This window comes from Citrifermentans bremense R1 (assembly GCF_000426865.1).
Taxonomy (GTDB): Bacteria; Desulfobacterota; Desulfuromonadia; order Geobacterales; family Geobacteraceae; genus Geomonas; species Geomonas bremensis.
The window spans coordinates 248,235-274,299 of sequence record NZ_AUGE01000001.1 but is presented as its reverse complement, the minus strand read 5'-3'; the positions used below and the strand labels follow the sequence as shown (position 1 = coordinate 274,299).

Genomic DNA, 26,065 nt, shown 5'->3' with positions numbered 1-26,065 from the left:
AAGAAGTGCAAAGTCCCCTCCCCTGGAAGGGGAGGGGTAGGGAGGGGGAATACCAGCCAGATCCCCCCCTCCCAACCTCCCCCCTCCTGGGGAGGAGCCGTGACCGAAGTGACTGCCTGGTGCAGCGTGTGAAGCCATATGCGAAGCCTTGGCTGTCGAGTGTCTAATCCCATTCAATGAAAAGGAACCCACCATGGCACGAAAGCAAACACCGCTGCGCCCGTATTTCGAGAAGATGGCGGACATCGGCAAGGCGCTGAGCGATGCGGAAGTGAAACGCTCGCAGGAAAACGTCGAACTCGTCAAGGAGCAGGTGCAGCTGATCGAAAAGGAGACCGAGCGGGTGAAAAACGCCGGCATCCCCGCCAAGAAGGTCCACGAGCGCGGCGGGATGACCATCTACGACCGCCTCGATTACCTGGTCGACGCCGGGACCTGGGCACCCCTGCACACGCTCTACAACCCCAAGGAGAACGAGGAAGGTTGCACCGGCGTCGTCAACGGCATCGGGCGCATCGAGGGTAGATGGGCGGTCGTCATCGGCTTCGACAACAAGGTCATGGCGGGCGCCTGGATCGCCGGGCAGTCGGAGAACATCCTGATGGTCACCGACATGGCCAAGCGCTTGAACGTCCCGCTGGTCTGGCTCACCAACTGTTCCGGCGTGAAGCTCATGGAGCAGGAAACCGTCTACGCCGGCCGCCGCTCCAGCGGCGCTCCCTTCTACCGCCACGCCGACCTGAACCATCTCGGCATCCCCATCCTGAACGGCATCTACGGCACCAACCCCGCCGGCGGCGGCTACCAGGGGATCAGCCCGACCATCCTCCTGGCCCACGACGGCGCCAACATCGCGGTAGGCGGAGCCGGCATCGTAGGCGGCATGAACCCCAAGGGGCACATCGACGTCGAGGCCGCGCAGGCGCTCATCGACGCCACCCGCAACTTCAAGGCGAAAGACCCCGGCCGCGTCGAGACCCATTTCGACCAGACCGCCTACTTCCGCGAGGTTCACGACACGGAGACCGGCGTTCTCGACGGGATCAAGGACTACATGCGCATGATGCCCGCCTACGACCCTGCCATGTTCCGCGTCGCCACCCCCGCTCCCCCGCGCTTCCCGGTCGAGGATCTCAACATGATCCTCCCGGCGAACCAGAAGCGCCCCTACGACGCCATCCAGATCCTCGCGCGCCTCACCGACAACAGCGAATTCATGGAATACCGCCCCGACTACGGCCGCGAGGTCTACACCGGCATCGCCAAGGTCGACGGCTTCCCGGTCGCCTTCATCGGCAACCGCCAGGGTGTCTTCCCCGGTTACCCGGAGTACGCCAAGGGCGCCTACCCGGCGGTCGGCGGCAAGCACTACCGCGAGGGGCTCATCAAGCAGGCCGAGTTCGTGACGCTTTGCGGTCGCGACAACCTCCCCATCGTCTGGATGCAGGACACAACCGGCATCGACGTCGGCGACCTCGCCGAGGAAGCCGAACTTCTTGCCCTGGGTCAGTCGCTCGTCTACTCCATCGAGCAGACCGATCTCTCCATGATGTGCGTCGTGCTCAGGAAGGGGACCGCCGCGGCCCATTACATCATGTGCGGCCCGCAGGCGAACAACAACAACGCCTTCACCCTGGGGACCCCGCTCACCGAGATCTACGTCATGCACGGCGAGACCGCGGCCGCGGCCTCCTACGCCCGCCGCCTGGTTAAAGAGCAGGATTCCGGCAACGACCTGGCGCCGGTCATCGGCAAGATGAACCAGATGATCCAGGACTACCAGGATAAGTCGCGCCCGGCCTACTGCGCCATGAGCGGATTCGTGGACGAGATCGTCCCGCTTCTCGACCTGCGCAAGTACGTCCAGGCCTTCGCCGGCGCCAACTACCAGAACCCGAAGTCGATCACCCCGGTGCACCAGATGCTCCTCCCGAGGATCATCAGGGGGTAGCGTCCCAGTCCCTCCCAGGATCATCGGGAGAGAGTAGCGTACAAGTCCCCTCCCCCGGAGGGGGAGGGTTAGGGAGGGGGCAGGCTACATGTTCCCCCCTCCCAACCTCCCCCCTCCAGGGGGAGGAGCAAAAACACAAATATACTCACAATCGCGAGGTTTAAAAATGGCCAAGACCGTCAAACCTTTAGGCATCACCGAAGTCGTCCTCAGGGACGCCCACCAGTCCTTGTTCGCGACCCGCCTGCGCCTGGACGACATGCTTCCCATCGCCGCCAAGCTGGACCAGGTCGGCTACTGGTCCATCGAGATGTGGGGTGGGGCTACCTTCGACTCCTGCATCCGCTTCCTGGGCGAAGACCCGTGGGAGCGCCTGCGCGAGCTGAAGAAGGCGATGCCCAACACGCCGCAGCAGATGCTTTTCCGTGGCCAGAACATCTTAGGCTACCGCCACTACGCGGACGACGTGGTCGAGAAGTTCGTGGAGCGCTCCGCGGTGAACGGCATAGACGTCTTCCGCGTCTTCGACGCCATGAACGACCCGCGCAACCTGGACACCGCCATCAAGGCCGTCATCAAGCAGGGGAAACACGCGCAGGGGACGCTCTCCTACACGGTGAGCCCGGTCGACACCATCCCCAAATGGGTGGCGCTCGCCAAGCGCATCGAGGACATGGGGGCGCACTCGCTCTGCATCAAGGACATGGCGGGTCTCATGGCCCCCTACGCCGCCTACGACCTGGTCAAGGCGCTGAAAAAAGGGATCTCCATCCCGATCCACATGCAGTGCCACGCCACCACCGGCATGTCCACCGCTGCCTACGTCAAGGCGATCGAAGCGGGGGTCGAGAACGTCGACACCTCCATCTCCTCCATGAGCATGACCTACGGCCATTCGCCCACCGAGACGCTCGCCGCCATCTTCGCGGACACCGACAAGGCGACCGGCCTCGACACGGTTCTTTTGCAGGAGATCGCCGATTACTTCACCGAGGTGCGCAAGAAATACGCTAAATTCGAAGGCTCCCTCAAAGGTGTCGACGCCCGCATCATCACGGCGCAGGTCCCCGGCGGCATGCTCACCAACATGGAGAGCCAGCTCAAGGAGCAAAACGCCGGGCACAAAATGGATCTGGTCTTGGCCGAGATCCCGAAAGTCCGCGAGGACCTGGGGATGATCCCGCTGGTCACCCCGACCTCGCAGATCGTCGGCACCCAGGCGGTCATCAACGTCCTGACCGGCGAGCGCTACAAGTCGATGACCAAGGAGACCGCCGCCGTCCTCAAAGGGGAATACGGCGCGACCTCCGCCCCGGTCAACAAGGAGCTGCAGCAGAAGGTCCTGGCGGGAGCGGAGCCGATCACCTGCCGCCCGGCCGATCTCCTCAACGCGGAGATGGACAAGCTCACCGCGGAGCTGCGCGAGATCTCCAAGGAGAAGCACCTGAAGTTCGGCGACCACGAAGTGGAGGACGTCCTCACCTACGCGCTGTTCCAGCAGGTCGGTCTCAAGTTCCTGGAGCACCGCGACAACCCCGATGTGTTCGAGCCGGTACCCACCGCCGAAGACGTGGCGCCTAAGAAAGCGGCAGCGACGCCGGAGCTTTCCGGCGGCGACACCTATACCGTCACCGGCGGCGGCCAGACCTTCGTGGTGCAGGTGGCAAAGGCGACCGGAGCCGCAGCAGCCGCGGCTGCCGCAGCCTCTGCAGTCGGCGGCGGCGCACCGGCGCAGGCTTCCGCAGCGGCAGTCGGCAAGACCATCGTTTCTCCCTTGGCCGGCAACGTCTGGAAGATCGAGTGCGAGCCGGGTCAGCAGGTGCAGGAAGGCGATCTGCTCCTCATCCTCGAAGCGATGAAGATGGAGAACGAGATCTTCGCCGACCGTGACGGCGTGGTGAGCGCCATCCACATCGAAGAAGGGACCGCCGTCGACATCGGCGCCGCGCTGGTGACCATCGCCGGCGAAGGCGATGCCGCTGCCTGCGCTTGCGCTCCGGCCGCTACGGGCGCTGCTGCCGGCGCAGTCAATGGCGGGGTCATGGCGCCCTTGGCCGGCAACGTCTGGAAGATCGAGGTAGAGCAGGGGCAGGCGGTACAGGCAGGCGATCTGCTTCTCATCCTCGAAGCGATGAAGATGGAGAACGAGATCTTCGCCGAAAAGGACGGAGTAATTGGCCGGATCGCGATCCAGGAAGGAAACGCCGTAGACATCGGCCAGCTGCTGCTGACTGTGGAGTAATCCTTACCGCTCCCTCCCCCTCCGGGGGGAGGAGTAGCGGAGATCGTTGTCAATTGTCAATTATCAATTGTCAATTGCCGTTGGTTATCAATTGTCAATTGCCTTTGGAGGGTTCGCCGATATGAAGAAGATGTCCGATGCATTGGAATACCATGCCACTGGCCGCAAGGGGAAGATCGAGGTAATCGCCACCAAGCCGTGCCAGACCGCGCAGGACCTGTCGCTGGCCTATTCGCCGGGAGTCGCCGAGCCCTGCCTCGCCATCGAGCAGAACCCTGAGGACGCCTACCAGTACACCGCCAAGGGGAACCTGGTGGCCGTGGTATCCAACGGCACCGCCGTCCTTGGCCTCGGCAACATCGGCGCCCTCGCGGGCAAGCCGGTCATGGAAGGGAAGGGGGTTCTCTTCAAGCGCTTCGCCGACGTCGACGTCTTCGACATCGAGTTGAACAGCGAGGACCCGGACGAGATCATCAAGGCGTGCCAGCTCCTGGAGCCCACCTTCGGCGGCATCAACCTGGAGGACATCAAGGCGCCGGAGTGCTTCTACATCGAAGAGGAACTGAAGAAGACCATGAACATCCCGGTCTTCCACGACGACCAGCACGGCACGGCGATCATCTCGGCAGCCGGCCTCATCAACGCGCTCGAACTGGTCGGCAAGAAGATAGAGGACGTGAAGATAGTGGTGAACGGTGCCGGCGCCTCGGCCAACGCCTGCGCCAACCTCGCCATCTCCCTGGGCATCAAGCTGGAAAACCTCATCATGTGCGACACCAAGGGGGTCATCTACAAGGGGAGAGTGGAGGGGATGAACAAGTACAAGGAGCGCTTCGCCGCTGACACCCCCCTGCGCACCCTGGAAGAGGCGGCGGTAGGCGCCGACGTCATGTACGGCCTATCCTCCAAAGGGGCCATCACCCAGGACATGGTGCGCACCATGGCGGCCAACCCGATCATCTTCGCCATGGCGAACCCCGACCCGGAGATCACCCCGGAAGAGGCGCACGCGGTCCGCGGCGACGTGCTCATCGCCACCGGGCGCTCGGACTACCCGAACCAGGTCAACAACGTCCTGGGCTTCCCCTTCATCTTCCGCGGCGCGCTGGACGTCCGGGCCACCACCATCAACGAAGAGATGAAAAAGGCGGCGGTCTTCGCCCTGGCGGAACTCGCCCGCGAGGAATGCCCCGACTCCGTCTGCCGCGCCTACGGCGACGTCAAGTTCAGCTTCGGCCGCGACTACATCATCCCCAAACCTTTCGACCCCCGGGCGCTGTTGCGGGTCGCCCCGGCGATAGCCAAGGCGGCAATGGAGACGGGCGTGGCGCGCCAGCCCATCGCGGACATGAACAAGTACGTGGAGCACCTGGAGTCGCTGCAGGGCAAATCCAAGGAGACGCTGCGCCAGATCATCAACAAGGCAAAGTGCGACCCGAAGACAGTGGTCTTCCCCGAGGGTGAGAACGACAAGGTGCTGCGCGCAGCCCAGATGCTGGTCGAGCAGGGGATCGCGCGGCCGATCCTCCTGGGGAACGAAGACAAGATCCGCTGCACCCTGAAATCGCTCGACATCGACCTGAACGGCGGCGTCACCATCATCGACCCCGCAAACTCGGAACATTCCGAGTCCTACGCCAGCGAACTCTTCCTGCTCAGACAGAGAAAGGGGCTCACCCTCTCCGAGGCCCGCAGGCTCATCAGCCGCAAGTCCCGCACCCACTTCGGCTGCATGATGGTGCGCCGCGGCGACGCAGACGCACTTTTGGCCGGGGTCGACGCCAACTACGCCGACACCATCCGCCCCGCGCTGCAGGTGATCGGCAAGCAGGAAGGGCTCTCCAGCGTGCACGGCCTCTACATGATGGTCTTCAAGAAGGACATCTTCTTTTTGGCCGACACCACGGTCTGCATCGATCCCGACGCTGCGGAGCTGGCCGAGACCGCGATCCTCGCGGCGGACAAGGCGGCCATGCTCGGCATCGACCCGAGCGTCGCCATGCTCTCCATGTCCAACTTCGGCTCCGTGCGGCATCCGCAGGCCGACCGGGTGAGAAGCGCCGTGGAGATGGTGAAAAAGAGGGCGCCCGGGCTCGACATCGACGGAGAGATGCAGGCGGATACCGCCGTGGTCACCGAGATGCTGCAGGCGAATTTCCCCTTCACGACACTGAAAAAAGCTGCTAATGTCCTGGTCTTTCCGGACCTCACCTCGGGGAACATCTGCTATAAGCTCCTGCGGCAGTTGGGCGGCGCCGACGCCATCGGCCCCATCCTCATGGGGATGAACAAGCCGGTGCACATCCTGCAGCAGGGGGACGACGTCATGGACATCGTCAACATGGCGGCCATCGCCGTGGTGGACGCGCAGAACTGCGGCAAGTCGGCCACCGTAGCCGCCGCGCCGGAAAAGAAGGCGCCGCGCCCGGCGCAGTTCACGGGCGCCTACGCCGGAGCCTGAGGAGGCGTCCATGATGCCCGCGCACGAGCCGATGAGACCTGCCGCCGTCGCCGGCCACTACCGCTCCCCGGATCTGGAAGAGCGGGTGCTGGCGGCGCTGGTCGCGGCGGGAAAGAACCCCGACCAGCTGAGGCCCGAAGACCTCACCGCGATCGATGAATTCCATGTGCGCGGGGCGGCGGCCACGCAGGAGCTCGCCGCGGCGCTGGAGCCCGCTCCGGGACTGCTGGTTTTGGACGTCGGCTGCGGGCTGGGAGGGGCTTCGCGCTACCTCGCGCGTCTATTGGACTGCCACGTCATCGGAGTCGACCAAAACTCCGACTACTGCCACGTGGCGAGGATGCTCTCCGAGCGGCTCGGGATGAGCGACAGGGTCGCCTACCTCCAGGCCGACGCGCTGGAGCTCCCCTTTGGCGAGGCCGCCTTCGACCTGGTCTGGATCCAGCACCTGTCCATGAACATCGAGGACAAGCCGGGGCTCTACCGAGAGATCCGGCGGGTACTGAAACCGGGCGGCAGGCTCGCCTTCTACGAGATACTCGCAGGGCCCGGAGGAGAAGTACATTTTCCGGTGCCGTGGGCAAGGGACCCATCGGCGAGTTTTCTGGCAAGCCAGGATGAGCTGCGGCGGTTCCTCGCCGAGGAAGGGTTCCAGTCTCTCTTCTGGCAGGACGTGACCAGAGACGGGTTGGAGTGGTTTCGCCGCAGGCAGCAGAAGAATAGGGAAGGTGGGGCGAACCCCTTAGGATTGCACCTGCTACTTGGCGAGGGATTTTCGGCAATGGCCGGGAACCAGCTTCGCAACCTGGAAGAAGGTAGGATCACCTTGGTCGAGGCGGTGTTCCAAGTGCCGCCGGATAACTGAGATTACAGTGCCGGGGGACTGGCTCCGCAGGTGCCTGTCCCCCTTAGCGCTCAGCAGGCATTGCGTTCCCAAGGTGGGCCTTGGGAACGAGATCTAACCAGGACTAACGGCATAGCACACGGATTTAACGGATAACGCGGATAAAGTCGGATCAATCTTGAAATAGCATGGGTTCTGCTTGATCCGCGTAGATCGTTTTTAATCCGCGTCATCCGCGTGCGATGCCTTTTAGGTTCAACCGCAGGTCAGGAGGTTCACCATGAAAAGTAGCGCGAGGAATCTGTCGTTGATACCGAATCCCAAGGAGGGTCCGGTCATGCCAAAGCTCAAAGATTGCACCCTGACCCTTGAGGATAGGGTCGCCGTACTCACCTTCCAGCGTGACGACGTCCGCAACGCCCTGACCGGAACCGCCCTCACCGAAGACATCATCACCACCGTCAACTGGGTCAACAGCGAGGACCGCATCTCCGTGCTGGTCCTGACCGGCGCTGGGTCCGCCTTCTCCTCCGGCGGCAACGTCAAGGAGATGCAGTCCCAAAGCGGCACCTTCGAGGGGTCGCCGGTGCAGGTCCAGGACAAGTACCGCCGTGGCATCCAGCAGATCCCCCTCGTGCTGCACAAGGCCGAGATCCCGGTCATCGCCGCGGTCAACGGCCCGGCGATAGGCGCTGGATTCGACCTCGCCAACATGTGCGACATCCGCCTCGCCTCCACCCGGGCCAAGGTGGGGGAGACCTTCATCAACCTGGGCATCACCCCCGGCGACGGCGGCGCCTGGTTCATGCAGCGGCTGATGGGGTACCAAAGGGCCGCGGAACTCACCTTCACCGGCCGCGTCGTCGAGGCCGCCGAGGCGCTCGCTCTCGGCATCTTCCTGGAGGTTTTGGAGCCGGAAGAGCTGATGCCGCGCACCATGGAGCTTGCGCGCCAGATCGCCTCCAAGCCCCCGGTTACCCTGAGGCTCACCAAGCGGATGATGAAGCTGGCCCAGAGAAGCGACCTTCCCGACTTCCTCGACCTCTGCGCCTGTTTCCAGTCCCTTGCGCACCACACCGACGACCACATCGAGGCGGTGAACGCCTTTTTGGACAAGAGAGATCCGCACTACAAGGGGGAATGATCTTGTTGACCAGACCGGGAGTCGAACAAGGGAGCGCTCCGGCCCAGGCGGCCGGTTTCATCGACGTGCACACGCACTGCTTCACCGGCAGCGCCTGGGCGCAGCAGGTGCTGGAGCAAAGCGGAGAGCTGCGCCGGAGCGGCTTCTCCCACATCGTCGCCATCGGCATGGTCAACACCCGCCTGAGTCATGAGGAAATCAGGAACCTGATTCCCGACTGGGTCGAAAACCGGGGCAACCCCCTGTACCACGAGCTGGACGAGCTTTTGGAGCACGCCCGCCGCTCCGACGGCTTCATCATTCCGTTGGTCGACACCCGTGCCCTTTGGGGCGACGTTGCCGGCACCCTCAGCGGCTATATCGAGCAGGGGGTGCGCGGCATCAAGGGGATCTGGCTCACCGACGTAAACGACATCGGGGTGAAGGGGGTCCCGAACACCTTCGGCATCACGCTCAAGGAATACCGGCGGCGCGAGTGGGAGATCTTCTCCTACGCGCAGGAAAACGACCTGCCGCTGCTCTACCACATGGACGCCCGCGAGCATGCCGACACCATGGCCGCGATGGTGCAAGACTTCCCCCGGGTGCGGGTGAACTTCCCGCATTTCGGCATCGGCCGAAAGCCGTTCGCAAAGATCCTCGACGACCACCCGGGGGTCTACACCGACATGGCGAACCTGCTTCCCCACCTGAAGAAGAACCCGGAAAGCTACCGGGACTTCATCATCCACTACCAGGATCAAGTCTGCCTTGGGAGCGACACCTTCCTGTATGACATGGGCGCCATTCTCCAGTACCTGGAAGCCCTGCGCGGGCTCGGCTTATCCGAAGAAGTGCTGCACAAGGTCTGCAGCGTCAACCCCAGGGCCTTTCTGGGCAAAGCGCTGCCACAAGCAACCCTCTGACCGGTTCCATCCAGTCCCACCAACCCCGCTAGCCTCGCGAACTCCACCATGTCCACTTTTGACGCAAAATATAAAACCGTTTTTTTTCTGTTGACAGCAAAATGGTATTGTAGTACTTATTTACCAAAAGGTGGACGCCGCGCCTGATCAGACCCGGCCGAAGCGGCTGGATTAAGAGGAGAACGAAATGTCAGATGTCTATGTCATCGAATCACTGCGTACCCCGTTGGGCTCCTTCGGCGGAGCGCTGAGCGACGTAGAAGCGCCGCGTCTTGCCGCCACCGTCATCACCGGCATCATGGAACGCACCGGGCTTCCCGCTGAAGCCATAGACGAGGTGATTGTCGGCCAAGTTCTCTCCGGCGGCTCGGGGCAGGCTCCCGCGCGTCAGGCCATGCGCTTTGCGGGGCTCCCCGACACGGTCCCCGCCCTCACCATCAACAAGGTCTGCGGCTCGGGCCTTAAAGCCATCATGCTCGGCGCCGGTTCCATCAAGCTTGGCGACGCCCAACTGGTGCTCGCGGGCGGCATGGAGAACATGTCGCTTGCCCCCTACGCGCTCAGCAAAGGTCGCTACGGCTACCGCATGGGGAACGGCGAGATGCTGGACCTGCTGGTCCACGACGGCCTGACCGACCCCTACAGCGGCAAGCACATGGGGGTGATAGCGGAGCAAAGCGCCAGCGACAACAAGCTGGACCGCACCCTCCAGGACAACTTCGCGCTCGCCTCCTACCAGAAGGCGCAGACCGCCCTGAAAGACGGCATCTTCAACGACGAGATCGTCCCGGTAGTGAAGAAGACGCGCCAGGGTGAGGTGGTCGTCCGCGAGGACGAAGAGCCCCACAAAGTCGACTTCAAGAAACTCCCGGAACTCCGTGCGGCGTTCCAAAAGGACGGCACCATCACCGCGGGTAACGCCTCTACCATCAACGACGGCGCCGCCATAGCGCTTCTGGCGAGCGGCGAGGCCGTGGCGAAATACGGGCTGAAGCCCAAAGCCCGCCTGGTCGCCTACGCCACCAACAGCGTCCATCCCGACCAGTTCACCGAAGCCCCGGTAGGCGCCATCGCCAAGGTCTGCGCCAAGGCCGGGCTCACTACCGACGACATCGACCTCTTCGAGATCAATGAGGCCTTCGCAGCGGTCCCGCTCATCGCCTGCCAAAGGCTGCGCCTCGATCCGGAGCGCGTCAACGTGAACGGCGGCGCGGTGGCGCTCGGTCACCCGCTAGGCGCAAGCGGCGCGCGCATCACCGCCACCTTGGTGCGGGAACTTCACAAACGCAAACAACGCTACGGTCTCGCCACGCTCTGCATCGGCGGCGGCGAAGCGGTCGCGGTCATCCTGGAACGGGTTTAGGAGGGGTCATGATCAAGAAGGTCGGAGTACTCGGCGCGGGGCAGATGGGAAGCGGTATCGCACAGGTTTTGGCCCAGCGCGAAACGGAAGTCTACCTCTACGACATAGCGGAGGCCCAGCTTTCCAAGGCCCATGCCGGTATCGCCAAGAACCTGGAGCGCCAGGTGCAGAAGGGGCAGTTGGACGCGGCCTCGGTGAGCCAGGTGATGGGAATGATCCGCACCACCCGCTCGCTGAACGACCTGGCCGGCTGCGATCTGGCCATCGAGGCGGTCACTGAGAAGGAAGCCCTCAAACTGGAGATCTTCAAAAAGCTCGACGAGACGCTGAAGCCGGAGGCCATCCTAGCCTCCAACACCTCGTCCATCCCCATCACCCGCATAGCGGCGGTGACCGGGAGACCGGACCGAGTCATCGGCATGCACTTCATGAACCCGGTGCCGGTGATGAAGCTGGTCGAGGTGATCCGGGGGCTCGCCACCAGCGAGGAGACCTTCCAGGCGATCTCGCAGCTTGTGACGCGGCTCGACAAGGAGATGGCCGTCTCCGCCGACTACCCCGGCTTCATCGTCAACCGCATCCTCATCCCGATGATCAACGAGGCGGCCTTTGCCCTCTTCGAGGGGATCGCCACCGCGGAAGACATCGACAAGGCCATGAAACTCGGGACCAACCAGCCCATGGGGCCGCTCACCCTGGCCGACTTCATCGGCCTCGACACCTGCCTTGCCATCATGGAGGTGCTCTACCAGGGGTTCAAGGATCCCAAGTACCGTCCCTGCCCGCTGCTGGCCAAGATGGTCGAGGCCGGCTACCTGGGCAAAAAGAGCGGCAGAGGGTTCTACAACTACGCGTAAAAGAGGTGTGCCATGTACGAAGATCTGCTGCTGGAGAAAAAGGACGGAATCGCGCTGCTTCAGATCAACCGTCCCAAGGCGATGAACAGCCTGAACGACGCCGTGCTGGACCAGTTGCTGCACGCCTTCGAGGTGCTCGCCCTGGACCGCGAGGTGCGGGTGGTGGTCTTGACCGGTGCGGGCGAGAAGGCCTTCGTCGCCGGGGCCGACATCGCCGAGATGAAGAGCCTCAACGTGGAGCAGGCTCTCGCCTTCTCCCGCAAGGGACAGCAGCTGGTGCAGCTGATCGGGAAGGTCTCCAAGCCGGTGATCGCCGCCGTGAACGGCTTCGCGCTCGGCGGGGGGCTTGAGCTGGCGATGGCCTGCGATTTCGCCTACGCCTCGGAGAAAGCGAAGATCGGCCTCCCCGAGGTCACCCTGGGTATCATCCCGGGTTTCGGCGGCACCCAAAGCATGGCGCGCCTGATAGGCCGCAGCCGGGCCAACGAGCTGATCTTCTCCGGCAGGTTGATCGCCGCCGCCGAAGCGAAGAACTGGGGACTTTTCTGCGCCGTGTTCCCGGCTGAAAACCTCATGACCGAGGTCATGGCGACCGCCGCCCAGATCGCCGGCAACTCGCGCCTGGGTGTGGCTCATGCCAAGGACGCGGTGAAGAGCGGGCTCGACATGAACGTCGCCGAGGGGATGGGGTACGAGGCTTTACACTTCGCCTCTCTCTTCGCCACTTTAGACCAGAAAGAAGGGATGACCGCCTTCATCGAAAAGAGAAAACCCGCCTTCGTGGGAGCATGACACCGGGGCTGACCTTGCCCAGACACTCAAGGAGTAGATCATGGAAGCTACGCGCGAACTTTATTGGAACATAGGCCACGGGGCGACGGTGCTGGTCCCGATGTACGTGGTCACCTTCGCGGCCCTGGGGCTGCTCGCCTACTACGGCTACCAGCGGCTCGCCATCTACCGGCAGGGCAAGCCCGTGAACAGGACCGACAACCGCGCAGAGCGCGTGAAGATGCTCCTGCAAAACGTCCTGCTGCAGTCCCGGGTGCTCAAGGTCAAGGCCCCCGGCTTCGCCCACGGCTTCTTCTTCTGGTCCTTCGCCATTCTCTTCGTCGGGACGGCACTCGTGGCGCTTCAGGCCGACGGGACCGATCTTCTCTTCCACGTCCGCTTCTTAACCGGCAGCTTCTACAAGATATTCTCGCTGGCGCTCGACCTGGCCGGCCTTGCCGCCACCTTGATGCTGGCCGGGTTCGCGGTGCGCCGCTACCTGGTACGCCCCGCAGGCCTTGAGAGCAGCCGTGACGACGCCATCATGCACGGCCTCCTCTTCGCCATCCTGATCACCGGCTTTCTCATCGAGGGTGCGCGTATGGCGGCAACCGAGCTGGTCCACCAGCCCGAGCTCGCCTACTGGTCCCCGGTGGGGCTGTTGGTTGCGAACCTGCTTTCCGGGCTGGGCGATCAAGGGCTCCGCTCCCTGCACGCGGGGCTTTGGTGGCTGCACTTCGCCCTCGTCGCCGGCTTCATCTGTTCCATCCCCTTTACCAAGTTCCGCCACATCTTCACCACCTCGGCCAATTACTTCCTGGCGCCGCTCGGCCCCAAGGGTGCGCTGGTGACGCTGGACATGGAAGGGGACGCGGAGAGCTTCGGCGCCGCCAAGCTCGGGGACCTCACCTGGAAAGACATCTTCGACACCGACGCCTGCACCAAATGCAAGCGCTGCCAGGACCGCTGCCCCGCCCACGGCACCGACAAGCCGCTCTCGCCGATGAAGGTCATCGACCAGGTGGGTGAGATCGCACGCGGACAAGCCGAGGACAACCTGGTCGAGACGCTCGGGAAAGACGCCGTCTGGTCCTGCACCACCTGCCGCGCATGCCAGGAGATCTGTCCGGCCGCGGTGGAGCATGTCAACAAGGTGGTCGACGTCCGGCGCAACCTGGTCCTCATGGAAGGTGAATTCCCCGGTGAAGAGGTGACCACTGCCATGGGCAACGTCGAGGTCAACGGCAATCCCTTAGGCCTCGCCTTCGCCTCCCGCGGCGACTGGGCAAAGGACCTGCCGGTCACGCTCATGTCCGACTGCGCCGACGTCGACATACTCTATTTCGTCGGCTGCTATGCCTCCTTCGACAAAAGGAACATCAAGGTTGCCACTGCCTTCGTCAAGCTCTGCGCCGCCGCAGGCATCAAGGTCGGCATCCTGGGCAAGGAAGAGAAGTGCTGCGGCGAGCCGATGCGCAAGATGGGTAACGAGTACCTCTACCAGACGCTCGCAGCCGAGAACATCGCCATGATCAAGGAGTACGGCGTGAAGAAGGTCGTCACCGCCTGCCCGCACTGCTTCAACACGCTAGCCAAGGACTACCGTGACCTGGGCTTCGACGTCGAGACCGAGCACTACACCACCTTCTTGAACCGTCTCCTCAAGGAAGGAAGCCTCAAGGTGGCCCCGGGCGCGTTCGACTGCACCTACCACGACTCCTGCTATCTGGGGCGCTACAACGACACCTACGAGGCTCCCCGCGAGCTGGTTCAGGCGGCCGGAGGCACCATCCGCGAGATGGATAGAAGCCAGGCGGAAAGCTTCTGCTGCGGAGCCGGCGGCGGCCGCATCATGGCCGAGGAAAAGCTCGGAAGCCGCATCAGCGTGAAGCGCTCCCAAATGGCCTCGGCAACCGGCGCCGGCATGCTGGTCTCCAACTGCCCCTTCTGCCTCACCATGTTCGAGGACGGCATCAAGGGAGCCGAGCTGGAAGGGCTGCTGGTCCCCAGAGACATCGCGGAGATCCTGATCGAAAAGGTGGTTTCGTAGCAAAAGCTAACGGCATTGCACACGGATGTAGCGGAAAATACGGATAAAATCAGATTAAATCCCTGAAAGAAGATGGTTTTTGTTTGATCCGAAGTTATCCGTTTTTTAGATCCGCGTCATCCGCGTGCGACGCCTCTGCGGGGAAAGGAGGGATGGTACCGATGACGACGCGTATCCGGAGAAACAACCATCTGCTTAATCCTCCATGAGAAGACGGACGCCTTTTTTGTCGGCCTGATAATGGTAAAAAAGTACTTTAATGCACTTCAGAGAATGGCCGGTCCATCCCGCATGTTAGCGCAACGGTAAGAAAGAGCGCACCGCAGGATCACCTGGCCTTGGAGGATACCGATGAACATTCACGAGTATCAGGCAAAAGCGATATTGAGAAAATTCGGCGTGCCGGTCCCGGACGGGCATGTCTGCTATAACGGCGCCAGCGCCCGCGAATGGGCGAAGAGGCTGGGCGAAGGTCCCTGGGTGGTGAAGGCCCAGATCCACGCCGGCGGCCGCGGCAAAGGCGGCGGCGTGAAGCTCGCCAAGAGCGCCAGCGAAGTGCAGCTCATTGCCCGCGACATGCTGGGGATGACCTTGAGGACCCACCAGACCGGCCCGGAAGGAAAGGTCGTGCACCGGGTCCTGGTCGAGAACGGCTGCAACATCGCCCGCGAGCTCTACATAAGCCTCGTCGTCGACCGCAACAGCTCCAAAGTCGCGGTCATGGCATCCACCGAAGGGGGGATGGACATCGAGGAAGTGGCTGCCAAGACCCCGGAGAAGATCTTCACCGAAACCATCGATCCGCTGGTCGGGCTGACCCAGTTCCAGTGCCGCAAGATCGCCTTCAGCCTGGGGCTCGAAGGAAAGCAGGTGGGCAAAGCGGTCAAGATGTTCGAGAACCTCTACACCACCTTCGTCGCCTGCGACTGCGCCATGCTGGAAGTGAACCCGCTGGTAGTCACCGCTGAGGGGGAGCTCCTCGCGCTCGACGCAAAGTTCGGCTTCGACGACAACGCGCTCTTCCGCCACCTGCAGATAGGCGACATGCGCGACTTCGACGAGGAAGACCCCAACGAGATCGAGGCGTCGCAGCACGACCTCTCCTACATCTCCCTTACCGGCAACATCGGCTGCCTGGTTAACGGCGCCGGTCTCGCCATGGCAACCATGGACATCATCAAGCACTACGGCGGCGATCCCGCCAACTTCCTGGATGTCGGGGGCGGGGCCACCATCGAGCGCGTCACCGAGGCCTTCAAGATCATCCTCTCCGACCGTAACGTGGAAGGGATCCTGGTCAACATCTTCGGCGGCATCATGAAGTGCGACGTCATCGCCACCGGCGTCATCCAGGCGGCAAGACAGGTCGCCCTCAAGGTACCCCTGGTGGTCCGGCTGGAAGGGACCAACGTGGAGAAAGGCAAAGAGCTTCTGGCCCAAAGCGGGCTCGACATAGTCGCCGCCGACGGGATGGCCGACGCCGCCCAGAAAATCGTCATGGCCGTTTCTGCCAAAGGGGGGAGAGCATGAGCATCTTAGTCGACAAGAACACCAAGGTCATCACCCAGGGCATCACCGGGGCCACCGGTCTCTTCCACGCGCAGGGCGCCCGCGAGTACGGCACCCAGATGGTAGGGGGGGTCACCCCCGGCAAGGGAGGGACCAACGTCGACGGCTTCCCCGTCTTCAACACCGTCGCCGAGGCGGTAGAGCAGACCGGCGCCAACGCATCCGTCATCTACGTGCCGCCGCCGTTTGCCGCAGACTCCATCATGGAGGCGATCGATGCCGGCCTCGATCTCGTCTGCTGCATCACCGAGGGGATTCCGGTCCTCGACATGGTCAAGGTGAAGCAATACATGCAGGGCAAGAAGACCCGCCTGATCGGCCCCAACTGCCCCGGCGTGATCACCCCCGGCCAGTGCAAGATAGGCATCATGCCCGGCTACATCCACCGTCCGGGCAAGGTCGGCGTCGTCTCCCGCAGCGGCACCCTCACCTACGAAGCGGTCTGGCAGCTGACCGGCTACGGCCTGGGGCAATCCACCTGCGTCGGCATCGGCGGCGACCCCGTCAACGGCACCAGCCACCTCGACTGCCTGAAGATGTTCGAAGAAGACCCCAACACCGAAGCCGTCATCATGATCGGCGAGATCGGCGGCAGCGCCGAAGAAGAAGCCGCCTACTTCGTCAAAGAGCACATGACCAAGCCGGTGGCAGGCTACATCGCCGGTCGCACCGCCCCTCCGGGAAAAAGGATGGGCCACGCCGGCGCCATCATCTCCGGCGGCAAGGGGACCGCGGCCGAGAAAGTAGCCATCTTGGAATCCTGCGGCATCAGCGTAGCGGCCACCCCCGCCGAGATGGCCCAGGCTCTGATGAAGGTGTACCGCCCGGATTCGAAAGTTAGTCACCACTACGTCAATGCACCCGCCGCAGCCGCGGCATCGTAGGAGATAGCGGGAAGGGGGACTGGCTCCGCAGGCGCCTGTCCCCCTGGCCCCCACGGTTGAGGAGCAAAAGCAGAAGGGGACTGGCTCCGCCAGGTGCCTGTCCCCCCTAGCCAGATGAAGATTCGAAGTCCAACTGAAGGAGAAGGTCATGCTTGTAATCTCCTGCATCAAACAAGTGCCGGACACCACCCAGGTGAAGATCGACCCGGTCACCAACACCCTCGTGAGGGAAGGGATCCCCTTCATCGTCAACCCCTACGACACCCACGCCCTCGAAGAGGGGCTGGCGCTCAAAGATCGCTACGGCCTCCTGGCCATTGCCATCTCCATGGGTCCCCCCAACACCGAGGCGACGCTTAAAAAGGCGTGCGCGCTGGGCGTGGACCAGGCCATACTCCTCTCCGACCGGGCCTTTGGCGGCGCCGACACGCTGGCCACGAGCCAGGTCCTGGCCTCGGCCATCGATCGCCTGGGGAAAGAGGAAGAGGTCGGCATCGTTTTTTGCGGCAAGCAGACCATCGACGGCGACACCGCCCAGGTCGGCCCCGGCATCGCCACCAGGCTTGGCTTCACCCAGCTCACCCTGGTTGACCGCATCGAGTGGCTGGATGTTCCCAACAAGCGTATACGGGTCAGGCGCAAGCTGGAAGGAAGGCACGAGATCGTGGAGGCGCCGCTTCCCGTGGTGATCACCGCGGTGCGCGAGCTGAACCGCCCCCGCTACCCAACAGTCCCGATGCGCCTTTCCGCCCAGGAAACGCCCGTCGCGCTCTGGGATAACCAGGTGCTGCAGCTCGACGTGGAGACGGTAGGCCTCAAGGGGTCCGCCACCTGGGTCAGCAAGATCTTCTCACCCGAGCGGGACCAGGGGGAGATCATCGGGGACGGCGTGAACGATCCGGAAGGAACCGCGCACCTGCTGCTTGACAAGATGCTGGCCAAAGACCTCTTAGCTCTCTAGTTCGCCAAGGAGTTCGTGATGCAAAACGAGAAGAAGATCAAGAAACCACGCGGCGTAGCACGGCTGGTAGCCGGCAAGTGCATAGCCTGCGGAGCCCGGTGCGAAAGTTCCTGCCCGGTAAGCGGCATCCTGATGAGCGAGGCCGGTGAGCCCTCTATCGTCGACGGGAAATGCATCGGCTGCGCCAAGTGCGTCAAGGTCTGTGCCGCCGGCGCCCTGGAGATGTTCTACACCCCCGAGGAGCTGGAGCTCTTGAAACAGTGGGAAGCCCAGCACGGCGCCGTCGAGGAGGAACTCGACCCGGCCGAGAAGGAGCTTCGCGCCAAGCTCGCGCAGTACCGTGGCGTATGGGTCTTCATCGAACAGTACCAGGGCGAGGCCGCCAAGGTTTCCTGGGAGCTTTTGGGCGCGGGCAAGGAACTCGCCGCGACGCTCGGAGTGAAGCTCTCCGCCCTCATCATCGGCCACGAGGTAGCACATCTCTGCGACGAGGCCTTCGCCTACGGCGCCGATCAGGCCGTCGTCCTGGACGAGAGCGTCTTCAAGGACTACCGCACCAAACCCTTCACCGACGCCGTCTGCCACCTGGTCGAAAAGCACAAGCCGGAGGTGATCCTCATGGGGGCCACCGGCCAGGGGCGCGACCTGGCGGGCGCCGTAGCCACTATTGTCAAGACCGGCCTCACCGCCGACTGCACCGGCCTCGGCATCGACGACAAGCGGAACCTGATGCAGACCCGTCCCGCCTTCGGCGGCAACATCATGGCCACCATCATGTGCGACCGTTTCCGTCCCCAGATGGCGACGGTCAGGCCCCACGTCATGGCCATGCCGGAGCGCAAAGACGGCAGCAAAGGCGTAGTGATCCTCGAGCAGTTCTACCTGCGTGAGCAGGACATCCTCGCCAAGGTGATCGAGACCATCAGCGACAAAGGCGGCGCGGACATCGACATCGCCGGCGCCGAGATCATCGTCTCCGGCGGCCGCGGTCTGATGAACAAGGACAACTTCGCCCTCCTGCACGAACTGGCAGTCGAACTGGGCGGAGTGGTCGGCGCCTCAAGAAGCGCCGTCGACGCAGGATGGATGCCGCACAGCCGCCAGGTAGGGCAGACCGGCAAGACCGTCCGTCCCAAGATCTACATAGCCTGCGGCATCTCCGGCGCCATCCAGCACCTGGTCGGGATGCAGGACTCCGACGTCGTCATAGCCATCAACAGGGACGCCGAGGCCCCCATCTTCCAGGTGGCCACATACGGGATAGTAGGGGACCTGTTCCAGGTGATCCCGGCGCTGACGCGCGGGGTCCGCGAAATGAAAGGTGCGCGCGGCGGGTCGGTCCCCGACCGCATCGCAGTTTAGGTGAAGGGGGACTCTCCCGGGGGACTGGCTCCGCCAGGTGCCTGTCCCCCTAGCCTCAGGTGGCACGGGGAAAGATCGAGCAACAGCAAATCCCCCTAAATCCCCCTTCGCAAAGGGGGACTTGTAACCCCCTCTTTGAAGCTTTTCACTCTCCCCCCTTTGCGAAGGGGGGCCGGGGGGGATTTAACGAAGTCCCGCAGTTAGCGGAAGGTCACAGCTAATCAGGATACTTATTTTTGAACCATGAGATTCCGAGGTAGTCATGCCAAGCACTCAAATCTATTTTCTGCCGCTTTTCGTCATCGCCCTCGTGGCCTTTTGCTTCAGCTGCTATCAGCGCCTGCAACTGGTCGCCGTCGGCACCTCCGAGGACCGCTTCGACAGGCCCGGCGAGCGGCTGGCCGGCATGTTTCGGTACGCCTTCGGTCAAGAGAGGGTCCTCGCCAGGCCCTACGGCCTGAACCACTTCGCGCTCTTCTGGGCCTTCATGCTGCTCCTCGTCGCGAACGTCTCCTTCCTGGCGGAAGGGCTCTTCTCGGGCTTCACCCTCTCGGCGCTCCCGGCCCCTCTGCACCACGTCCTGGGACTTGCCTTCGACCTGGTCTCGGTGGTTGCACTCGTCAGCGTCGCGGTGGCGCTTGCGCGCCGGCTCTTCTTCGCGCCGTCATACCTCGGTAACGATTACACCAAGGCCTGCAGCGGCGAAGCGCTCCTGATCCTCGCCCTGATCGCCACCCTGATGGTCGCCTTCTTCCTGCTGAACGCGGCGCAAATCGCTCTCGGCGCGGAGCAGACCTTGAGGCCCGTCTCCGGCGCGCTAGCGACGCTTTTGCAGGGGATGCCGCAAGCCTCGCTTGAGCTTGTAGCCTCCGCCTCCTGGTGGGTGCATGCCGTGGTGCTCCTTCTGTTCATGAATCTTTTGCCCCGCAGCAAGCACATGCACATACTCACCGCCATCCCCAACTGCTATTTCCGGAACCTCGAGAAGCCCAACGTGCAGCCGCGCGAGAGCTTCGAGCTCGGCAAGCGCTTCGGGGTGAGCGAGGTGGCGCAGTTCTCCTGGAAGGACCTGCTGGATTCCTTCTCCTGCACCGAATGCGGGCGCTGCCAGGACCTCTGCCCGGCCCACAACACCGGGAAGCCCCTGAACCCGCGCCGGATCATCCACGACATCAAGGTGAACCTTTTGGAGAACGGCGTCGCCAACGCCGGAAAGAAGCAGCTCCCGCTCATCGGCGAGAAGGCTGAGGGAACCAGTTGCGAGGACGCCCTTTGGTCCTGCACCACCTGCGGCGCCTGCCTGTCGGTCTGCCCGGTCCTCATCGAGCACATGCCCAAGATCGTCAAGATGCGCCGCCACCTGGTCCAGGAAAAGGCCCGGTTCCCCGAAGAGCTTTTGAACCTCTTCGAGAACATGGAGCAGCGTTCCAACCCCTGGGGCATCGCCCCCTCCGAGCGCGGCAAATGGGCGAACCTCCTGGGGGATAAGGAGTTCGTGGCCGGCAAGACTGAATATCTCTTCTTCGTAGGGTGCGCCGGTTCGTTCGACAGCCGCGCCAAGCAGACCACCGTGGCCCTCGCCACCGTCCTCGACAAGGCCGGCGTCACCTGGGGCATCCTGGGGAGGGAAGAGCTCTGCTGCGGCGACAGCGTGAGGCGCCTGGGTAACGAATTCGTCTTCGACCGCATGGCGCGGGAGAACGTGGCCAAGTTCAAGGAGAAAGGGGTCACCAAGATCGTCACCCAGTGCCCGCACTGCTTCAGCACGCTCAAGAACGACTACCGGCAGTACGGCCTGGAACTGGAGGTGCTGCACCACAGCGAGCTGATCGCAAGGCTCGTGCAGGAGGGGAAACTCCCCGCCGCGAAAGGAGTCAACTTGGGCAAGACCCTATTCCACGACTCCTGCTACCTGGGGCGCCACAACGACACCTTCGCCGCACCCCGCCAGGTGATCGAGGCCGCGACCGGCGCCGCACCCGGTGAGTTCGAGCGCCAGAAAGAGAACGGGTTCTGCTGCGGTGCCGGCGGCGGGCGCATGTGGATGGAAGAGCAGATCGGCACGAGAATCAACCACGACCGCGTCAACGAGGCCCTGAAGCAGCAGCCCGACACCATCTGCGTCAGCTGTCCCTACTGCATGACCATGCTGGAGGACGGACTCAAGGACCAGGGCGCGGAAAAGGTGAGGGTAAAAGACATCGCAGAGGTAATGGCCGAGGCAATCAACTAGATAGGAGGCAAAAATGAAAGTTCTAGTCTGCATCAAACAGGTACCGGATATGGAATCCCGTTTCAAGGTCAACGGGAGCGGAGATTGGTATGACGAAGCCGATCTCGCCTACCGGATGAACGAGTACGACGAGTACGCGGTGGAACAGGCGGTACAGCTGAAAGAGCAGTTGGGCGACGCGCCCGACGTCACCGTCCTCTCCATCGGGCCGGATCGGGTGGGTGATGCGCTCAAGAAGGCGCTGGCCATGGGGTGCGACCGCGCCGTCCACGTCCAGGACCCGGACAGCTGCCGCAAGGATCCCTGGCAGATCGCCGACATCATCGCCTCCTTCGCCAAGGGGAAAGACTTCGACGTCATCTTCACCGGCATGCAGTCCCAGGACAGGGGCTCGGCCCAGGTTGGGGTCACCGTCGCTGAGCGTTTGGGGCACAACTGCACCACCACCCTGGTCGGCTTCGGCTTCGCCGACGGCGTCATCACCGCCAAGAGGGAACTCGAAGGCGGGCTGAAGAGCGTCGTCAAGGTTCCGCTTCCGGCCTTGGTCACCTGCCAGCTCGGCCTGAACGTGCCGCGCTACCCGACCCTTCCCAACATCATGAAGGCGAAGAAGAAGGAGTTCGTGACCGTCCCGGCTGCCGAGCTCCTCACCGAACAGCCGGCGGTCGCCACCGAAAAGCTCTACCCGCCGGTGAAAAGCGGCTCCGCCGTCGTGCTGGAAGGGGATCTGGCGCAGGTTGCCGATCGTCTGCTGGGGATTCTCAAGGAAAAGACTACGGTCGTGAAATAGGAGGTGAGCCATGAAAGCACTGCTTGTCTGTGAACAAAGGGAAGGAAAGATCCTCGACACCAGTTATGAGCTGGTGGCGTTCGCCGATCGCCTGGGGGCCGAGAAGGTAATGGTTCTCGTCGGTAAAGAGGCGCCCAAGGTCGACGGTAAGGTATATCTTGCGGACGTCGACAAGTTCGGCGAGTACAACCCGGACCTGCACAAGCAGGTCGTACTGGAGGCGATCCAGAAGGAAAATCCCGACTACGTCGTCTTCGTCCATTCCTCCTACGGTTGGGACCTGGCTCCCAGGGTAGCTGCCGCGCTCAAGGTAGGGCAGGTTTCCGAGGTCGTCAACATCGTCGACGGCAAGTTCGAGCTGGCGCTTTGCAACGCGAAACTGCGTCGCACCGTTTCCCCCAAGGGGGCGCGCGCCGTACTCACCGTCCAGGCAGGCGCCTTCAACGCCGTCGAGGCATCGGGAAGCGCGCAGGTCGAAGCAATTGAAGTAGCCGGCAGCTCCCAGCTGCAGTTCGTAGGCTACGAGCCCGCCGAGAAAAAAGACGTCGATCTGGGTCGCGCCGAGATCATCGTCAGCGCCGGTCGCGGCGTCGGCAAGAAAGAGAACGTCGCCATCATCGCCGAGCTGGCCAAGGCATTCGGCGGCGAGCTGGGTGCGAGCCGTCCCGTCGTCGACGCCGGCTGGGTTGCCCACAGCCATCAGGTCGGCACCACCGGCCAGACCGTGTCCCCCAAGCTGTACGTCGCCTGCGGCATCTCCGGCGCGATACAGCATCTGGCCGGCATGAAGAAATCCGACTTCATCGTCGCCATCAATAAGGATAAGGATGCCCCCATCAGCGAGGCAGCAGACGTAATGGTAGTCGCCGACGTACTGCAACTGGCCCCGGTACTGATGGAGAAGCTGCGCGCGGCGTAGCCGGAAGATATTGGCTCGGGACAATGCCTGGGACCAGCGCCGTGCGGCGGAGCGAGTGCTCAGCCCTCCGCCGCACGGCTTGCTTAGACAAAGACCAACTGCATCGCACACGGATTTAACGGATGACGCGGATGAAATCGGATCGATCTTGAAACAACAAGCCTTTGCTTGATCGCGGTAATCGCTTTCAATCCGCGTCCTCCGCGTGCGAGGAATTTAAAAAAAGGGGGATAAAGCCATGTCAGTCGCCAGCATAGCCGAGGCAATCGAAGACATCCGGGCCGGAAAGATGGTCATCCTTGTCGATGACGAAGATCGCGAGAACGAAGGCGATCTCACCATCGCAGCCCAGTGCGTGACCCCTGAGATAATCAACTTCATGGCCATGCACGGGCGGGGGTTGATCTGCTTGACCATGACAGGAGAGCGCTGCGACAGGCTGGCGCTCCCCTCCATGGTGCGCGACAACACCTCCTCCTTCGGCACCGCCTTCACCGTCTCCATCGAGGCGCGCCGCGGAGTCACCACCGGCATCTCCGCCGCCGACCGCGCCCACACCATTCTCACCGCCGTAGCCCCCGATGCCTGCGCCGAGGACCTGGCGCGGTCGGGACACATATTCCCGCTGCGCGCAAGAGAAGGAGGCGTCCTGGTGCGCTCCGGGCAGACCGAAGGTTCCGTCGACCTGGCGCGCCTGGCCGGGTTGGAGCCCGCCGGCGTCATCTGCGAGATCATGAACGACGACGGCACCATGTCCCGCATGCCTGATCTGAAGAAGTTCGCCCTGCGCCACAGGATCAAGATCTGCACCATAGCCGACCTCGTCGCCTACAGGATGCAGCACGAGTCGTTGGTCCGCCGCTGCGTCGAGGTGAATCTCCCCACCCAGTTCGGCGACTTCCGCGCGGTCGGCTTCGAAAACGACGTCGACGGACTGGAGCACATCGCCCTGGTGAAGGGCGACATAAGCGGAGACGAACCGGTCCTGGTGCGGGTGCACTCCGAGTGCCTGACCGGCGACGTCTTCGGTAGTGTCAGGTGCGACTGCGCCGACCAGCTGCACCTGGCCATGCAGCAAGTACAGGCCGAGGGTAGGGGGGTAATCCTTTACATGCGGCAGGAAGGGCGCGGCATAGGCCTGACCAACAAGTTGAAAGCCTATGCGCTGCAGGATCAGGGAAAGGACACCGTCGAGGCAAACGTCGCCCTGGGTTTCAAGGCCGACATGAGGGATTACGGCATAGGCGCCCAGATCCTCTCGAACCTGGGTATAAAGAAGATCCGCCTCATGACCAACAACCCGAAGAAGCTGGTAGGGCTTGCAGGATACGGGATCGGCATCGAAGAACGGGTGCCGTTGGAGCTCCTCCCCGGGAGTGACAACGCGAGGTATTTAAAGACCAAGCGGGAGAAGATGGGGCATTTGTTGCGTTTCATCTGACGCCGGGACGGTAGAGCGTGCCAGTAGGAGAGCAGATGGACTACATGGAAACCAATGACGGCCGCCAGCGGCGGCACATAATTTCGGTCCGGGTAAGCGACGAGGAACTGGAGTATCTTACCCGTCTGTTAGAGCTTCACAACACCACCATGTCCGAGCTGATGCGGGATGCTCTAGGCTCGCCCGCCTTGTTGCGCCGCGTCAGGCCGACGAGGCGCCGCCACTCTCAGCGCGCGCCCTGATCAGCCGCAACCCAGCCTAACCTCCGTCCATCCTCCCTCTCCCTCTGGGAGAGGGAGAGGGGTGAGGGTAGAACCTCTCAGATTTCCTCCGTGGCCTCCCGCCTCTTCAGGTTGATTCGTTTTTGTCACCACTGAGCTTGCATTGCTAGCGCTGCGTTGTATGCTCAACGGAGTTTTGAGATTGACAAATTCTAATCAATTGAAGTCCTACGCTTCGCCATGGCGGCGGAAGGGAGGTACGAGATGGGTCAGCAATTACTGCGGAACTATCGGCAAATCGGGCCAACGGCGTTTCATGCGTTCAACCAGCGGGTGGCAACTGCTTTGGCTGACAAAACCAGGATTCCAGATTCCGTCTGGGCTGGGAACCCGGGGTTGCTCGAATCGTACCTTGCCGCATCGGCGAAGCACGATGCCGTGTATCACGAGTCGATGTTGGGGAGCAAACTGGTGATTAACGAACGAGAGGTACTCCAGGCACAACTCGTCATTAAATTGGATGAGGTCGCGCTCGTCATGGAGATGGCCGCTGTCCGCAATCCCGGCATCCTCGTCGCCTCCGGGTTCGATTGCAGCAAAGAAAGAAGGGGGCACCCGAGGGCCAAGACAGTTCCAACTGCCCCTGAAGCAGCCCAGGTCGAAAAAGAAGATTAATGCCCGCAACAGCCACACCCGGACTTGAAGGTCGAACTGGGGGTGCCGTCAGGCCCCCCCTCAACCTCCTCACCTCCACACCTGCCTCCCTTTGCAGCCACACGTCTCTGAAGCAGACGCCTGCGCGTAACCTTCCATTTTCCCTGCCTTCTAATTCATCCCCTTGTTGTATGCCTGTTACCCACCGCAATATACGAATTACATACCGCGATGTGCGAATTACATACCGCGATGTGTAATTTACATACCGCAGTGCATGAGTTACATACAGCAGTGCATGAGTTACATACCGCGGTGCATGAATTACTTGTTGCAATGTGCTGGTTACATACCACGGTGTATGCAATACATATTGCGATGTGCGAATTACACATCGCGCCAAGTAATTTACAGAGAGCGATGCAAACGTTACATGCTGCGGT

General features: G+C 62.6%; 20 protein-coding genes. All 20 read left to right on the top strand.

Features of this window, described 5'->3' with window-relative positions; genetic code table 11:
- The first annotated feature begins 193 nt into the window (after positions 1–193).
- Positions 194–1,951 carry an acyl-CoA carboxylase subunit beta gene (locus K419_RS0101260; RefSeq protein ID WP_026839964.1) on the top strand — a complete coding sequence of 586 codons (1,758 nt, stop codon included), beginning with the start codon at positions 194–196 and terminating at the stop codon, positions 1,949–1,951.
- Positions 1,952–2,117: 166 nt separating this feature from the next.
- On the top strand, positions 2,118–4,193 hold the full coding sequence (gene oadA / locus K419_RS0101255) for a sodium-extruding oxaloacetate decarboxylase subunit alpha (RefSeq protein WP_026839963.1): 2,076 nt from the start codon (positions 2,118–2,120) through the stop codon (positions 4,191–4,193).
- Between the two features lie 121 nt (positions 4,194–4,314).
- Entirely contained in the window at positions 4,315–6,654 is a 2,340-nt protein-coding gene (locus K419_RS0101250; protein WP_026839962.1) for an NADP-dependent malic enzyme, read from the top strand.
- A 10-nt stretch (positions 6,655–6,664) separates the two neighbouring features.
- Positions 6,665–7,519 (top strand): class I SAM-dependent methyltransferase, encoded by an 855-nt coding sequence (locus K419_RS0101245; protein WP_026839961.1) that lies wholly within the window; start codon positions 6,665–6,667, stop codon positions 7,517–7,519.
- Positions 7,520–7,835: 316 nt separating this feature from the next.
- On the top strand, positions 7,836–8,642 hold the full coding sequence (locus K419_RS0101240; RefSeq protein ID WP_455423166.1) for an enoyl-CoA hydratase-related protein: 807 nt from the start codon (positions 7,836–7,838) through the stop codon (positions 8,640–8,642).
- Positions 8,639–9,547 carry an amidohydrolase family protein gene (locus K419_RS0101235; protein WP_035496734.1) on the top strand — a complete coding sequence of 303 codons (909 nt, stop codon included), beginning with the start codon at positions 8,639–8,641 and terminating at the stop codon, positions 9,545–9,547. The genes K419_RS0101240 and K419_RS0101235 overlap by 4 nt, the downstream gene beginning before the upstream one ends.
- 187 nt (positions 9,548–9,734) lie before the next feature.
- Positions 9,735–10,910: a thiolase family protein gene (locus K419_RS0101230; protein WP_026839958.1), complete on the top strand. Its 1,176-nt coding sequence runs from the start codon at positions 9,735–9,737 to the stop codon at positions 10,908–10,910.
- 8 nt (positions 10,911–10,918) lie between these two features.
- Positions 10,919–11,767 (top strand): 3-hydroxybutyryl-CoA dehydrogenase, encoded by an 849-nt coding sequence (locus tag K419_RS0101225; RefSeq protein ID WP_026839957.1) that lies wholly within the window; start codon positions 10,919–10,921, stop codon positions 11,765–11,767.
- A 12-nt stretch (positions 11,768–11,779) separates the two neighbouring features.
- Entirely contained in the window at positions 11,780–12,559 is a 780-nt protein-coding gene (locus tag K419_RS0101220) for an enoyl-CoA hydratase/isomerase family protein (RefSeq protein ID WP_026839956.1), read from the top strand.
- A gap of 40 nt (positions 12,560–12,599) precedes the next feature.
- A complete protein-coding gene (locus K419_RS0101215; protein ID WP_026839955.1) occupies positions 12,600–14,588 on the top strand; it encodes a heterodisulfide reductase-related iron-sulfur binding cluster in 1,989 nt (662 codons plus the stop codon).
- Between the two features lie 351 nt (positions 14,589–14,939).
- A complete protein-coding gene (sucC, locus tag K419_RS0101210; RefSeq protein WP_026839954.1) occupies positions 14,940–16,118 on the top strand; it encodes an ADP-forming succinate--CoA ligase subunit beta in 1,179 nt (392 codons plus the stop codon).
- Positions 16,115–17,041 (top strand): succinate--CoA ligase subunit alpha, encoded by a 927-nt coding sequence (sucD, locus tag K419_RS0101205; protein ID WP_026839953.1) that lies wholly within the window; start codon positions 16,115–16,117, stop codon positions 17,039–17,041. The genes sucC and sucD overlap by 4 nt, the downstream gene beginning before the upstream one ends.
- 148 nt (positions 17,042–17,189) lie before the next feature.
- Entirely contained in the window at positions 17,190–18,002 is an 813-nt protein-coding gene (locus tag K419_RS0101200; protein WP_026839952.1) for an electron transfer flavoprotein subunit beta/FixA family protein, read from the top strand.
- 18 nt (positions 18,003–18,020) lie between these two features.
- Positions 18,021–19,364: an FAD-binding protein gene (locus tag K419_RS0101195; RefSeq protein WP_026839951.1), complete on the top strand. Its 1,344-nt coding sequence runs from the start codon at positions 18,021–18,023 to the stop codon at positions 19,362–19,364.
- Positions 19,365–19,626: 262 nt separating this feature from the next.
- Positions 19,627–21,597 (top strand): (Fe-S)-binding protein, encoded by a 1,971-nt coding sequence (locus K419_RS0101190; protein ID WP_026839950.1) that lies wholly within the window; start codon positions 19,627–19,629, stop codon positions 21,595–21,597.
- Between the two features lie 13 nt (positions 21,598–21,610).
- On the top strand, positions 21,611–22,387 hold the full coding sequence (locus K419_RS0101185; RefSeq protein WP_026839949.1) for an electron transfer flavoprotein subunit beta/FixA family protein: 777 nt from the start codon (positions 21,611–21,613) through the stop codon (positions 22,385–22,387).
- Positions 22,388–22,397: 10 nt separating this feature from the next.
- Positions 22,398–23,306 (top strand): electron transfer flavoprotein subunit alpha/FixB family protein, encoded by a 909-nt coding sequence (locus K419_RS0101180; RefSeq protein ID WP_026839948.1) that lies wholly within the window; start codon positions 22,398–22,400, stop codon positions 23,304–23,306.
- A gap of 238 nt (positions 23,307–23,544) precedes the next feature.
- Entirely contained in the window at positions 23,545–24,747 is a 1,203-nt protein-coding gene (locus K419_RS0101175) for a bifunctional 3,4-dihydroxy-2-butanone-4-phosphate synthase/GTP cyclohydrolase II (protein WP_026839947.1), read from the top strand.
- Positions 24,748–24,764: 17 nt separating this feature from the next.
- Complete coding sequence (locus K419_RS0101170) at positions 24,765–24,989, top strand: DUF6290 family protein (protein ID WP_226377605.1); 225 nt, start codon at positions 24,765–24,767, stop codon at positions 24,987–24,989.
- 243 nt (positions 24,990–25,232) lie between these two features.
- Positions 25,233–25,643, top strand: coding sequence for a hypothetical protein (locus K419_RS0101165; protein ID WP_026839945.1), 411 nt, complete (start codon positions 25,233–25,235; stop codon positions 25,641–25,643).
- Positions 25,644–26,065: the final 422 nt, after the last annotated feature.